Source organism: Streptomyces sp. NPDC002676 (genome assembly GCF_053592455.1).
In genome coordinates, this window is sequence record NZ_JBSFVT010000009.1 from 125,038 (window position 1) to 136,981 (window position 11,944).

Here is an 11,944-nt window from a genome sequence, read left to right on the forward strand (position 1 = left end):
AGACCGCGCCGCACCCCCGCCCGCCCCTCCGCCGAGTGGTCTGCGCCGGTCGGGTGATCGTCCTTGACGTAACGGTGCAGGGGTAGGACCGTGGAGCCCTATGAGGGGCGAACCCAGTTGCCCGAAGTGTGGTGGCCGGGTCAGGGCTCCCGGACTCTTCGCCGATTCCTGGCAGTGTGATGTGCACGGGACGGTGTATCCGCTGCAGCCCGTGATCCCGCCCAGCGTCGAGGCACTCACCGTCGTCGTGCATCGCACGCAGGTCCCGGTGTGGATGCCGTGGCCGCTGCCGGTCGGCTGGCTGTTCACGGGGGTGACGTACGCGGGTGACGACCGCACCGGCGGCCGTGCGACTGCCGTCGCCTGCTCGGGCCCCGGGCCGCTCGGTGGCATGGGCGAACTGATCCTGGTGGCCGAGGAACTCGGCGTCGGCCTCGGCGCGTGGTACGCGGGCATCGACGGCCCGGACCCGGGGTCCTACATGAACGTCGAGAAACCGCCCCAGGCGAAGGTGCTGGCCGCCGGCCGCCCGACCCCGCTCTGGCACGTCTTCCGCACCCCCGACGACCGCGCCGTCTTCGCCGGCGAGGCCCTCGGCATGTGGCTGTGGGCGGTGATGTGGCCGGAGCAGTCCGGTCTGCTCATGTACGACGAGCTGGTCCTCACGGATCTGCGGGACGCGGGGGCGGAGCTGGACCTGGTGCCGTGCGGGGCGCTGTCGCCGCGCTTGCTCAAGCCGTAGCCCCCGCTGGGGTGGGGGTGCTCGTAGGGGGCGCTTCCGGGTTGCGGGTGTGACGGACACTCTCTCCTTGCCGTTATGCTGGAGCGTCCCCTTCCGTCCGTCATGCCTGGAGTCACCGTGCGCATTGATCTGCACTGTCACTCCACGGCCTCCGACGGTACGGACACCCCGGCCGAGCTGGTGCGCAATGCCGCCGAGGCCGGACTGGACGTCGTCGCGCTGACCGACCACGACACCACCCGCGGGTACGCCGAGGCGATCGCCGCGCTGCCCGAGGGGCTGACCCTGGTCACCGGCGCCGAGCTGTCCTGCCGTGTCGACGGCATCTCCATGCACATGCTGGCCTACCTCTTCGACCCCGAGGAGCCCGCCCTGCTCGCCGAGCGCGAGCTGGTCCGGGACGACCGGGTGCCGCGGGCCCAGGGCATGGTCGCCAAGCTGAACGCGCTGGGCGTGCCGGTCACCTGGGAGCAGGTCGAGCGGATCGCCGCCGGCGGTTCGGTCGGGCGTCCGCACGTGGCCACCGCGCTCGTCGAGCTGGGCGTCGTTGCGACGGTGAGCGACGCGTTCACCGAGGAGTGGCTGGCCGACGGCGGGCGGGCCTTCGTGGAGAAGCACGAGACCGACCCGTTCGAGGCCATAAGGCTGATCAAGGGCGCGGGCGGCGTGGCCGTCTTCGCGCACCCGGCCGCCGTCAAGCGCGGTCGCACGGTGCCGGAGTCCCGCATCGCCGAGCTGGCCGAGGCCGGCCTGGACGGTATCGAGGTCGATCACATGGACCACGACGCCGACGACCGGACCCGTCTGCGCGTCCTGGCGAAGGAGCTGGGGCTGCTGGTCACGGGCTCCTCGGACTACCACGGCAGCCGCAAGACCGTGGCGCTCGGCGAGTACACGACGGACCCCGAGGTGTACGGGGAGATCATCCGCCGCGCGACCGGCGCGTTTCCCGTCCCGGGTACGGGCGGGATCTGACCCTCAGGTCACCGGCTCACCCGTTCGCCGCCCACCCGGCTCCGTCCGCCGTGCCCGCCGTCCTGCCCTGCGGGACGACTGCCCACGGCGGTGGCTCCATCCTGGCTCCATCCTGCAAGGCTCTCTATGTTCGACTTCGCTGTCTTCGGCTCTCTGTTCCTGACCCTTTTTGTCATCATGGATCCCCCTGGGATCACCCCGATCTTCCTCGCCCTGACCGCCGGCCGTCCGGCCAAGGTGCAGAAGCGGATGGCCTTCCAGGCCGTCTGTGTGGCGGGCGGGGTGATCGCCACCTTCGGCGTCCTCGGCCACCAGATCCTCGACTACCTGCACGTCTCCGTCCCCGCGCTGATGATCGCGGGCGGACTGCTGCTTCTGCTGATCGCGCTCGACCTGCTCACCGGCAAGACCGACGAGCCGAAGCAGACCAAGGACGTGAACGTCGCCCTCGTGCCACTGGGCATGCCGCTGCTGGCCGGGCCCGGTGCCATCGTGTCCGTGATCCTGGCCGTGCAGAAGGCCGGCACTGTGGCCACGCAGGTCTCGGTGTGGTCCGCGATCCTCGCGATCCACGTCGTGCTGTGGCTGGTGATGCGTTATTCGCTGCTGATCATCCGGGTCATCAAGGACGGCGGCGTGGTCCTGGTGACGCGGCTCGCGGGCATGATGCTCTCCGCGATCGCGGTGCAGCAGATCATCAACGGTGTCACCCAAGTGATCCGGGGGAGCTGAGCGCAGCGGCTCGGCTCCCCCGGAAAGCATGAGTGGCGATCCGCGTTACGAGGCCGGGGTGTCGGCCGGCCGGATCCACAGGCGCTGCCCGATCGCGGCGGCCTGCTGAACGATCCGGTTGACGGAGGCGGCGTCCACGACGGTGGTGTCCACGGTGGTGCCGTCGACCTCGTCGAGTCGCAGGATTTCGAAGCGCACAGGCTTCTCCCTTCGTCTGGTCATCCTCCTGAGGAGAACTACTGGGTGCATGGTGACGTGCTGTCGTACAGAGTCAACACGTCGTATGTTACAAACATTCCCTACGCTAAAGAAATTTTTCGAACAACTAATTACCGACCGGTAAGAGGTGTTGGTGGAACCGACCGGGACCGGTTGTGTTCGCAGCGTGACCGCCGGGACAATGGAAGTGATGAACGACGACCTGGCGGCCCTCGCCGCCCGCATCGACCGCACGAACGAGCTGCTCCAGCGCATGCTCGCCGAAGTGGCGAAGACACCCTCGACCCACGCGATCTTCGTCGACGCGGGATACCTGTATGCGGCTGCGGGCCGGCTGATCGCCGGGACGGAGGACCGCCGGGCCTTCGACCTCGACGCCGAGGGCCTGATCGAGGCGCTCATCGACCGGGCCCGCTCGGTCTTCGCCGACAGTCGCCTGCTGCGCGTCTACTGGTACGACGGCGCCCGCCGCCGCATCCACACCGCCGAACAGCAGTCCATCGCCGAACTGCCCGACGTCAAGGTCCGCCTCGGCAACCTCAACGCCAACAACCAGCAGAAGGGCGTCGACTCCCTGATCCGCAGCGATCTGGAGTCCCTGGCCCGCCACCGCGCCATCAGCGACGCGGCCCTGCTCGGCGGCGACGAGGACCTGGTCTCCGCGGTCGAGGCCGCCCAGGGCTACGGCGCCCGCGTCCACCTGTGGGGCATCGAGGCGCCCGAGGCCCGCAACCAGGCCGAACCGCTGCTCTGGGAGGTCGACAGCCAGCGCACCCTCGACCTGGAGTTCTTCAAGCCGTACGTCACCCGGCGCACGGCCGCCGCCTACGAGGCCGACGGCACCCGTCCCACCCGCGAGGACGTCCGCTTCGTCGGCGCCCAGATCGCGGCGAAATGGCTGGCCGCCCGGGGCCGCGAGGCGCTGGTCGAACTCCTGCCCGGCCACCCCTACCTGCCCGGTTCCGTCGACCAGGACCTGCTGGTCGAGGCCGAGGGTCTGCTCCAGTACTCCCTGCGCGGCCAGGCGGACCTGCGCCGCGCCCTACGGGACGGGTTCTGGGGGCACCTGCAGACGCTGTACTAGGGCCTGCCGGCAGCGGCGGCCGGGTGGTGGCCGTTGCCGTCCCAGAAGTCGGCGATCGCGTGGGCGGTGGCGAGCGGGCGGTCGGTGTTGGGGGAGTGCTCGGCGCCCTCGATGACCGTCCGCCGTGCCGTCAGCCGTGCCGCCATCTCGTCGAGCAGCGTGAGCGGCCAGGTGTCGTCCAGTGCGCCGGACAGCACGTGGAACGGCAGCGGCAGGGCGGCCAGTTCGGTGACGCGGTCCGGCTCGGCGCACAACTGGCGTCCGGTGGCGACGAGTTGGGCGGGCTTGGTGCCCAGCCAGCGGCGCCGCAGATCGTCCCGGTCGTCCAGCCCGCCGTCGAGTGAGCCGTTGGGCCTGCCGTCGCGCCGGCCGTCGGGCCTACCCGGCTCGGTCTCCTCCGGCGCCTCCATCGCCTGGATCGCGTCCCACACCTCCGCCATCGACATCACGGCGAGCGCCTCCCGCAGCAGCTGCACGCGCTGCTGCTGCGGCTCCGAGATGTGGGCCGGTCCCGAGGACATCAGGGTGAGCGACAGGAAGGGCGTGTGGTCGGTCAGCACGGCCGCGCGCGAGATCTGCCCGCCCAGCGAGTGCCCCAGCAGATGCACGGGCAGCCCGACGGCCTCCGCCTGCGCGAGCACGTCCCGCGCCAACTCCTGCTGCGCGTAGGCGGATTCGTCGGTCTCGGGCCCGTCCGTCTCGTACTGCCCGCGCCCGTCGATCGCCAAGGTCCGGTACCCGCGCTCCGCGAGCGGCACATGCAGCGGGTTGAAGTCCTCCTTGCTCCCGGTGAATCCCGGCAGCAGCAGCGCGACACCCCTCGGCTCGACCCCGGCGGCCACGGGAGCGTCGACGACGGCGAACTCACCGCGCGCCGTGCGCAGGGAGTACGCACGGGCGCCGGGGGGCGGGACGAAGGTGGCAGGCCTGCTCATGGGGAGAGGCTATCGGGCGCCCTGAGGAGGAGCTATCGGGCGCCCAGAATGCCGATGGCCCGGCCCACCGGAGTGGACCGGGCCATCGGGTGATGGTGCGGTGCTGAGCCGTGCCGAGCGCCGGATCAGGCCTCGGGAGCCTCCACGGCAGCCGCGGCCTTGCGCGTGCGGCGCGCCTTGGGCTTCGCCTCGACCGCCTCGCCGGCCGCCGTCGCCTCGGCGGCGGACGCCGTGGCCTTGCGGGTGCGGCGGCGCGGCTTGGCCTCCGGCTCCTCGGTGGCCTGCGCCGGGATCTCCACGGCAGGCGCCTCGGCCACGGCCTTGCGAGTCCGCCGGACCTTGGGCGCGGCCACCTCGGCACCGTCGACAGCGGTCTCGGCGGACGCGGCCGTCTTGCGGGTGCGACGGGGCTTGGCCTCGGCCTCAGGGGCCTCGGTGGCCTCGGGGGCGGTGGCGGCCGTCTTGCGCGTGCGGCGCGGCTTGGCTTCCGTGCCCTCGGCCGTGTCCACGGCTGCCTCGGCGGCTGCGGCGGTCTTGCGGGTCCGGCGCGGCTTGGCCTCGGTCTCGGCCTCGGTTGCCTCCGGGGCGGTGGCGGCCGTCTTGCGGGTCCGGCGCGGCTTCGCCTCGGTGCCTTCGGCCGTCTCGACGACGGCTTCGGCGGAGGCAGCGGCCTTGCGGGTGCGGCGCGGCTTGGCTTCCGTGCCCTCGGCCGTGTCCACGGCTGCCTCGGCGGCTGCGGCGGTCTTGCGGGTACGGCGCGGCTTGGCCTCGGCCTCAGGGGCCTCGGTGGCCTCCGGAGCGGCGGCAGCCGTCTTGCGCGTGCGGCGCGGCTTGGTCGCCGGGGCGGCTTCCGCCGGGGCCTCGGCAGGCGCGGCCTCGGCCGTGTCCACCGCGGCCTCGGCGGCCGGCTCGGCCGTCTTGCGCGTACGGCGGCGCGGCTTGGCCTCCGCGGCCTCGGCCGTGTCCACCGCGGCCTCCGCCTCGGTGGCCTCCGGCGCGGCGACGGCCTTGCGGGTACGGCGGCGGGGCTTCGTCTCCGGGGCCGGGGTGGCCTCGGGAGCCGGAGCGGCCTCGGGCGCGGGCTCGGTCACCGTGCTCTCGACCGGCGTCACCTCGGCTGCCTGCGGCTCGGCCGACTTGCGGGTGCGGCGACGACGCGGCTTGTCCGGGGTGTCGAGCGCGGCAGGACCCTCCGCCGTGTCCACCGTCTCAACAGCGGCCTCGGGAGCGGCCGTTGCCGTGGCCGTGGCCGTCACCGGCTCGGCCGACGCCCCGCCACGGGTACGGCGACGGCGGCGCGGGGTGCGCTTCGCGGCGGCCTCCTCCGTGACGGACTCGGCGGCCGGTGCCATGGCGGACGTGGCGGTCGTAGCCGTCGTCGTGGCGGACTCGTCCAAGGGGGTGCCGCTGCGCGTACGACGGCGACGGCGCGGCGTACGGGCCGAACGCTCCCGCTCGCCGGTGCTCGTCTCGGCAGCGTCACCGCGACCGCCCCGGCCACCGCGACCGCGCGCACCGCGGCCACCGGTCTCGCCCAGGTCCTCCAGCTCCTCGGCCGCCAGCCCGGCGCGGGTCCGCTCCGAACGCGGCAGGGTGCCCTTGGTGCCCTCGGGGATGCCGAGGTCCGTGAACAGGTGCGGGGAGCTGGAGTACGTCTCCGCCGGGTCGTTGAAGTCCAGCTCCAGCGCCTTGTTGATCAGCTGCCAGCGCGGGATGTCGTCCCAGTCGACGAACGTGATGGCCGTACCCTTGGCGCCCGCGCGGCCCGTACGGCCGATGCGGTGCAGGTACGTCTTCTCGTCCTCGGGGGACTGGTAGTTGATGACGTGGGTCACGCCCTCGACGTCGATGCCGCGGGCGGCGACGTCGGTGCAGACGAGGACGTCGACCTTGCCGTTGCGGAAAGCGCGCAGCGCCTGCTCGCGGGCGCCCTGGCCGAGGTCGCCGTGGACCGCACCGGAGGCGAAGCCACGACGCTGCAGCTGCTCGGCGATGTCGGCGGCCGTGCGCTTCGTACGGCAGAAGATCATCGCGAGTCCGCGGCCGTCGGCCTGCAGGATGCGGGCGACCATCTCCGGCTTGTCGAGGGAGTGCGCGCGGTAGACGAACTGCTTGATGTTCGCGACCGTCGCGCCCTCGTCGTCCGGCGAAGTGGCACGGATGTGGGTGGGCTGGGACATGTAGCGGCGCGCGAGGCCGATGACCGCGCCCGGCATGGTCGCGGAGAACAGCATGGTCTGCCGCTTGGCCGGAAGCAGGTTGATGATCTTCTCGACGTCGGGCAGGAAGCCCAGGTCGAGCATCTCGTCGGCCTCGTCGAGGACGAGGGACTTGACGTGCTTCAGGTTCAGCTTCTTCTGGCCCGCGAGGTCGAGCAGGCGGCCCGGGGTGCCGACGACCACGTCGACGCCCCTCTTCAGCATCTCGACCTGGGGCTCGTAGGCCCGGCCGCCGTAGATCGCGGCGACGCGTACGTTGCGCACCTTGCCCGCGGTCAGCAGGTCGTTCGTGACCTGCGTGCACAGCTCGCGCGTCGGGACGACGACGAGCGCCTGCGGGGCGTCGGTGAGGGCCTCGGGAGCGGCGCGGCCGGCTTCGACGTCGGCGGGGACGGTGACGCGCTCGAGGAGCGGAAGGCCGAAGCCCAGCGTCTTGCCGGTGCCGGTCTTGGCCTGGCCGATGACGTCCGTGCCGGAAAGGGCGACGGGGAGCGTCATCTCCTGGATGGGGAAGGGGTTGATGATGCCGACGGCCTCCAGGGCCTCGGCGGTCTCGGGGAGGATTCCGAGCTCTCGGAACGTCGTAGTCAGGGTCATGCCTCTTCTGTGTGTGCGGCGCGAGGCGAGCGCGGGGGTCATGGCAGACCGTGCCGGGGACGTCGGCTGCCGTACGGGCGAACCACTGGGGCAAGCCGTATGACACGGGACCTCTGCCGACGCTCTAGCGCTCGTACCGCTGAGGGGGTCCCTCCGGTCGTCGTACGTACAGAGCCGTACGGCAAGGGAGGGCTGTCGGGTCGGAGCCGATCGGGCCACCGACCGGGCATCCTCATGCGTGCGCCCTCTCGGAAGACGTCGAGCAGCGTCGACGCACTCTCAGCAGGCGCATTACCACCATACCCCGGATTGGCGCACATGCGACGGCCGATTTGGTCACGTTGTCGTGGTCACAGTGGTAGGCAATCGTCGGCACAGTGGCCGACCAGGGGCTTCCACGGCCCGGCGAGCGGGCTATTGTGCGCCTCATGACTAGCTCTGACAAGCCTGAGAACGCCTCCGCCACCGGACACACCGGGGTCGCCGCCCAGGACTGGGCGCAGGCCTCCGCCGACCCGCAGTACCGCGCCGCGGTCGTGGACCTGCTCGGTGCGCTCGCGTACGGGGAGCTGGCGGCGTTCGAGCGGCTCGCGGAGGACGCCAAGCTGGCGCCGACCCTCGCGGACAAGGCGGAGCTGGCGAAGATGGCCTCGGCCGAGTTCCACCACTTCGAGCGGCTGCGGGACCGGCTCACCGAGATCGGCGAGGAGCCGACCGCGGCGATGGAGCCGTTCGTCGCCGCCCTGGACGGCTTCCACCGGCAGACGGCGCCCTCGGACTGGCTGGAGGGCCTGGTCAAGGCGTACGTCGGCGACTCGATCGCCAGCGACTTCTACCGGGAGGTCGCGGCCCGCCTCGACTCCGACACCCGTGAACTCGTCCTCGCCGTCCTGGATGACACCGGGCACGCCGGCTTCGCGGTGGAGAAGGTGCGCGCGGCCATCGACGCCGACCCGCGCGTGGGCGGACGGCTCGCGCTGTGGGCGCGGCGGCTGATGGGCGAGGCGCTGTCGCAGTCCCAGCGGGTCGTCGCCGACCGGGACGCGCTGTCGACGATGCTCGTGGGTGGCGTGGCCGACGGGTTCGATCTCGCGGAGGTCGGCAGGATGTTCTCGCGGATCACCGAGGCGCACACGAAGCGGATGGCTGCGCTGGGCCTCGCGGCCTAGGGCCCGTCGTCACATTCCCGTCGTCCGCCCGGAGGGCCGGCCGCGCGGTGTCCGGCAACGCAGCTGGGGGTCCCCTTGAGGCAGTGGGGGAATGCGTGCCGGGCGTCGCGGTGCGGGCGGGAATTCGACCACAGGACCCAGGCGAGCCCCGCGCCCCTTCAGCGAACGGCTACGCCGTCGCTGATCGTCGGCGGAGACGGCTTCCTGACGGGCGCAGCAGCAGGGAAAGGGACGCCACCGCGACGACGGCCGCTCCCAGCAGGCTCAGCAGGGCGCTGCCGGGGCCCAGGGCGCTGTGGGTGATGAAGTCGCCGAACAGGGCTCCGGCGACGCCCGTCGAGTACACCAGCGGGCGGGCCGGCAGCCGGTGCGAAAGACGGTGTGCCGCCGCCCAGGCGAGCACCAGGCCGAGCACAGCGGATCCGAGCACTTCCAGGATCATCCGAGGTCCCTCCCACGGGCGGCCTGCCCTTGACGTACGTAGCCCGTCATACCCGTGACCTGCGGAGTGCAATCCTCCGCTGTGGGCGACTTGTGCTCCCTCTGTGCGCCGCAGGCGCGCACACGCCCGTGGCCGGGAACGCACGAAGAGGGCCCGGCGGCACATGCCACCGGGCCCTCTTTGCGACTCTGGCCTACAGCGTGCCGAAGCCCACCTTGCGGACCGTCGGCTCGCCGATCTCCACGTACGCCAGGCGGTCCGCCGGGATCAGGACCTTGCGGCCCTTCTCATCCACGAGGCTCAGCAGCTGCGACTTGCCGGCCAGCGCGTCGGCCACCACGCGCTCGACCTCCTCGACGCTCTGACCGCTCTCCAGAACGATCTCGCGGGGCGCGTGCTGCACGCCGATCTTGACCTCCACGGCTATGTCCCTCCGACGGTCAGTGATATGCGCGATCTTCCGCGCCGTACGCAGCACACATTAGCCCGGTGAGGGGACGTACACGCTGCGGGACGGCACGCCAGGAGCGAACACCGCGCGGGAACAAACGGCTACCGGCCGGACGCTCAGTGGGACTCGGTGCCGTGCAGCGGGAAACCGGCGATGCCCCGCCACGCCAGCGAGGTCAGCAGCTGCACCGCCTGGTCGCGCGGGACACTGCGGTCGCTGTGCAGCCAGGAGCGGGCCACCACCTGGGCGAGGCCGCCGAGGCCGGAGGCGAGCAGCATCGACTCCGCGCGTGAGAGGCCCGTGTCCTCGGCGATGACCTCGCAGATCGCCTCGGCGCAGTCGTTGGTGACCTTGTCGACGCGCTCGCGCACGGCGGGCTCGTTCGTCAGGTCGGACTCGAAGACCAGGCGGAAGGCGCCGCCGTCGTCCTCGACGTAGGCGAAATAGGCGTCCATGGTCGCCCGGACGCGCTGCTTGTTGTCCGTCGTCGATGCCAGCGCGCCGCGCACGGCCTGGATCAGCGACTCGCAGTGCTGGTCCAGCAGGGCGAGGTAGAGGTCGAGCTTGCCGGGGAAGTGCTGGTACAGCACCGGCTTGCTGACGCCGGCCCGCTCGGCGATGTCGTCCATTGCCGCAGCGTGGTAGCCCTGCGCGACGAATACCTCCTGAGCGGCGCCCAGCAGCTGGTTCCGTCGGGCTCGGCGCGGCAGACGGGTGCCGCGCGGGCGTACCGCCTCAGTTTGCTCGATGGCTGTCACGCCGCCTCCCAAAGTCGTCCACATGCGGTGTCACCGCGCCGCCATCGTACTTTTCGGTAACCGTGGTGTGCGCGGTGCGAGCGCAGAATTTCATGTACCGGACGGCGACGAAAGCCACGAAGCGGGGCCGGTGCCGCCTGGAAGCGGGCCGATATGGCCCAGAAGCCCGGCAGGTGCGGCCTGAACGCGGCGTCCGGCGTCAGCGGTAGTCCTCCTCGTCGATGACTACCACCCGCGCCTGCTCGGCGAGGTCGGCCTCGTTCGCGCGGTCCGGAACGATCTCCGTCATCGGGTCGTCGCGCTCCGGCGTGATGTCGGTGTGCTGCTCGGCGGCGTCGACTTCGGAAGCCTCGAAGTCGACTTCCGGGCTCTCGTTGGCCTCCAGGTCCTCGATCGTTTCGGGCTCAATGGGGTCATAGGCCATGGTGAGCTCCCTTCCTACGAACGTCCCTGGGAGCAGCAGGGTGCACCCGCGGGTGCCCTGTGTACGAGCCTAGGAGACACCTGATGCAGACGCCATGCCATCGGCGACCCGCTCTGTGACGGCGAACACATGAACCATGACGTGATCGTCTCGTAACATTGCGACATGTCTTCGACCGAGTCGCCGTCCGTGCCGGCCGCCAGTGTGTTTCCGAAGGCGGCAGCCGTCCGGGTCGGCGTGGGCGAGCGGATGAGGTCGGTGGGGCTTCCGGGGGTCACCCTGTCGATCCGGTCCCGCCGCCCCGCGCGCGAGGGCCTTCCGCCCGCGCTCTACGTCCATGGACTCGGCGGTTCCTCGCAGAACTGGTCGGAGCTGATGACGCGGCTGGACGGCGTCGTCGACAGTGAGGCGCTCGACCTGCCGGGCTTCGGCGATTCCCCACCCCCGGACGACGGCGACTACTCGGTCACCGGGCACGCGCGCGCGGTGATCCGCTATCTCGACGCGGCCGGCCGAGGCCCGGTCCACCTCTTCGGCAACTCGCTCGGCGGCGCGGTCGTCACGCGCGTGTCCGCCGTACGCCCGGACCTCGTCCGCACGCTCACCCTCGTCTCGCCCGCGCTGCCCGAGCTGCGCGTGCAGCGCACCGCCGTGCCGACGGCGCTCCTGGGCGTGCCCGGAGTGGCCGCGCTGTTCACCCGGCTCACCAAGGAGTGGACGGCCGAGCAGCGGGTGAGCGGCGTCATGGCGCTCTGCTACGGCGACCCCGGGCGAGTCTCGCCCGAGGCGTTCCGGGTCGCCGTGGAGGAGCTGGAGCGGCGGCTTCAACTGCCGTACTTCTGGGACGCGATGGCACGCTCCGCGCGCGGGGTGGTCAACGCCTACACGCTGGGCGGCCAGCACGGACTGTGGCGCCAGGCCGAACGCGTGCTCGCGCCGACCCTGCTGATCTACGGCGGCCGGGACCAGCTGGTCGGCTACCGCATGGCCCAGAAGGCCGCCCGCTCCTTCCGTGACTCCCGCCTGCTGTCCCTGCCGGACGCCGGGCACGTGGCGATGATGGAGTACCCCGAGGTGGTGGCCGGGGCGTTCCGGGAACTTCTCGCGGAGGCCGGGGAGTTGACCGATGGGACGACGGCAGTCGCCGATGCCGGGGGCGACGTCACGGCCGCCAGTACGAGTGCGGGGAGCTGAGGG

Annotated in this window: 13 protein-coding genes; 6 read left to right on the top strand and 7 right to left on the bottom strand. The window is 71.7% G+C overall.

Annotated features, from left to right (window positions below):
• The first annotated feature begins 100 nt into the window (after positions 1-100).
• From ACWD3E_RS24945 to ACWD3E_RS24955, 3 genes are all read left to right on the top strand, one after another.
• Positions 101-742 carry a DUF6758 family protein gene (locus ACWD3E_RS24945; protein ID WP_451389783.1) on the top strand — a complete coding sequence of 214 codons (642 nt, stop codon included), beginning with the start codon at positions 101-103 and terminating at the stop codon, positions 740-742.
• Positions 743-859: 117 nt separating this feature from the next.
• Positions 860-1,717 carry a PHP domain-containing protein gene (locus tag ACWD3E_RS24950; RefSeq protein WP_451389784.1) on the top strand — a complete coding sequence of 286 codons (858 nt, stop codon included), beginning with the start codon at positions 860-862 and terminating at the stop codon, positions 1,715-1,717.
• A 126-nt stretch (positions 1,718-1,843) separates the two neighbouring features.
• Positions 1,844-2,449 carry a MarC family protein gene (locus tag ACWD3E_RS24955; protein WP_451389785.1) on the top strand — a complete coding sequence of 202 codons (606 nt, stop codon included), beginning with the start codon at positions 1,844-1,846 and terminating at the stop codon, positions 2,447-2,449.
• A gap of 45 nt (positions 2,450-2,494) precedes the next feature.
• On the opposite strand, the gene ACWD3E_RS24960 is transcribed toward ACWD3E_RS24955, so the two are convergent.
• Positions 2,495-2,647, bottom strand: coding sequence for a hypothetical protein (locus ACWD3E_RS24960; RefSeq protein ID WP_451351891.1), 153 nt, complete (start codon positions 2,645-2,647; stop codon positions 2,495-2,497).
• Positions 2,648-2,858: 211 nt separating this feature from the next.
• On the opposite strand from ACWD3E_RS24960, the gene ACWD3E_RS24965 reads away from it, so the two are divergent.
• Positions 2,859-3,752: an NYN domain-containing protein gene (locus tag ACWD3E_RS24965; RefSeq protein ID WP_451389786.1), complete on the top strand. Its 894-nt coding sequence runs from the start codon at positions 2,859-2,861 to the stop codon at positions 3,750-3,752.
• Here the strand turns inward: ACWD3E_RS24965 and ACWD3E_RS24970 are convergent.
• Both ACWD3E_RS24970 and ACWD3E_RS24975 read right to left on the bottom strand, forming a co-directional pair.
• On the bottom strand, positions 3,749-4,687 hold the full coding sequence (locus ACWD3E_RS24970; protein WP_451389787.1) for an alpha/beta fold hydrolase: 939 nt from the start codon (positions 4,685-4,687) through the stop codon (positions 3,749-3,751). The genes ACWD3E_RS24965 and ACWD3E_RS24970 overlap by 4 nt on opposite strands.
• A 125-nt stretch (positions 4,688-4,812) precedes the next feature.
• Positions 4,813-7,404, bottom strand: coding sequence for a DEAD/DEAH box helicase (locus ACWD3E_RS24975; RefSeq protein WP_451389932.1), 2,592 nt, complete (start codon positions 7,402-7,404; stop codon positions 4,813-4,815).
• Between the two features lie 518 nt (positions 7,405-7,922).
• Here ACWD3E_RS24975 and ACWD3E_RS24980 point away from each other — a divergent pair.
• Positions 7,923-8,672: a ferritin-like fold-containing protein gene (locus ACWD3E_RS24980; RefSeq protein ID WP_451351888.1), complete on the top strand. Its 750-nt coding sequence runs from the start codon at positions 7,923-7,925 to the stop codon at positions 8,670-8,672.
• A gap of 169 nt (positions 8,673-8,841) precedes the next feature.
• On the opposite strand, the gene ACWD3E_RS24985 is transcribed toward ACWD3E_RS24980, so the two are convergent.
• The 4 genes from ACWD3E_RS24985 to ACWD3E_RS25000 all read right to left on the bottom strand — a co-directional run bounded on the left by ACWD3E_RS24985 (position 8,842) and on the right by ACWD3E_RS25000 (position 10,747).
• Entirely contained in the window at positions 8,842-9,114 is a 273-nt protein-coding gene (locus ACWD3E_RS24985; protein ID WP_451389788.1) for a hypothetical protein, read from the bottom strand.
• 193 nt (positions 9,115-9,307) lie between these two features.
• Complete coding sequence (locus ACWD3E_RS24990) at positions 9,308-9,535, bottom strand: DUF3107 domain-containing protein (RefSeq protein ID WP_451351886.1); 228 nt, start codon at positions 9,533-9,535, stop codon at positions 9,308-9,310.
• A 146-nt stretch (positions 9,536-9,681) separates the two neighbouring features.
• The gene (locus ACWD3E_RS24995) at positions 9,682-10,323 is read right to left on the bottom strand and encodes a TetR/AcrR family transcriptional regulator (RefSeq protein WP_451351885.1); all 642 of its coding nucleotides are present in this window, start codon (positions 10,321-10,323) and stop codon (positions 9,682-9,684) included.
• A 199-nt stretch (positions 10,324-10,522) separates the two neighbouring features.
• Positions 10,523-10,747, bottom strand: coding sequence for a hypothetical protein (locus tag ACWD3E_RS25000; protein ID WP_451389789.1), 225 nt, complete (start codon positions 10,745-10,747; stop codon positions 10,523-10,525).
• Positions 10,748-10,912: 165 nt separating this feature from the next.
• Between ACWD3E_RS25000 and ACWD3E_RS25005 the strand changes: the two genes are divergently transcribed.
• Positions 10,913-11,941 carry an alpha/beta fold hydrolase gene (locus tag ACWD3E_RS25005; protein ID WP_451389790.1) on the top strand — a complete coding sequence of 343 codons (1,029 nt, stop codon included), beginning with the start codon at positions 10,913-10,915 and terminating at the stop codon, positions 11,939-11,941.
• The last annotated feature ends 3 nt before the right edge of the window (positions 11,942-11,944 follow it).

Excerpts from the sequence above, each read along its gene's own strand:
- ACWD3E_RS24970 (WP_451389787.1), bottom strand. The coding sequence starts at position 4,687 with ATGAGCAGGCCTGCCACCTTCGTCCCGCCCCCCGGCGCCCGTGCGTAC.
- ACWD3E_RS24985 (WP_451389788.1), bottom strand. The coding sequence starts at position 9,114 with ATGATCCTGGAAGTGCTCGGATCCGCTGTGCTCGGCCTGGTGCTCGCC.
- ACWD3E_RS25000 (WP_451389789.1), bottom strand. The coding sequence starts at position 10,747 with ATGGCCTATGACCCCATTGAGCCCGAAACGATCGAGGACCTGGAGGCC.
- ACWD3E_RS24975 (WP_451389932.1), bottom strand. The coding sequence starts at position 7,404 with ATGACGCTCCCCGTCGCCCTTTCCGGCACGGACGTCATCGGCCAGGCC.
- ACWD3E_RS24945 (WP_451389783.1), top strand. The coding sequence starts at position 101 with ATGAGGGGCGAACCCAGTTGCCCGAAGTGTGGTGGCCGGGTCAGGGCT.
- ACWD3E_RS24965 (WP_451389786.1), top strand. The coding sequence starts at position 2,859 with ATGAACGACGACCTGGCGGCCCTCGCCGCCCGCATCGACCGCACGAAC.
- ACWD3E_RS24955 (WP_451389785.1), top strand. The coding sequence starts at position 1,844 with ATGTTCGACTTCGCTGTCTTCGGCTCTCTGTTCCTGACCCTTTTTGTC.
- ACWD3E_RS25005 (WP_451389790.1), top strand. The coding sequence starts at position 10,913 with ATGTCTTCGACCGAGTCGCCGTCCGTGCCGGCCGCCAGTGTGTTTCCG.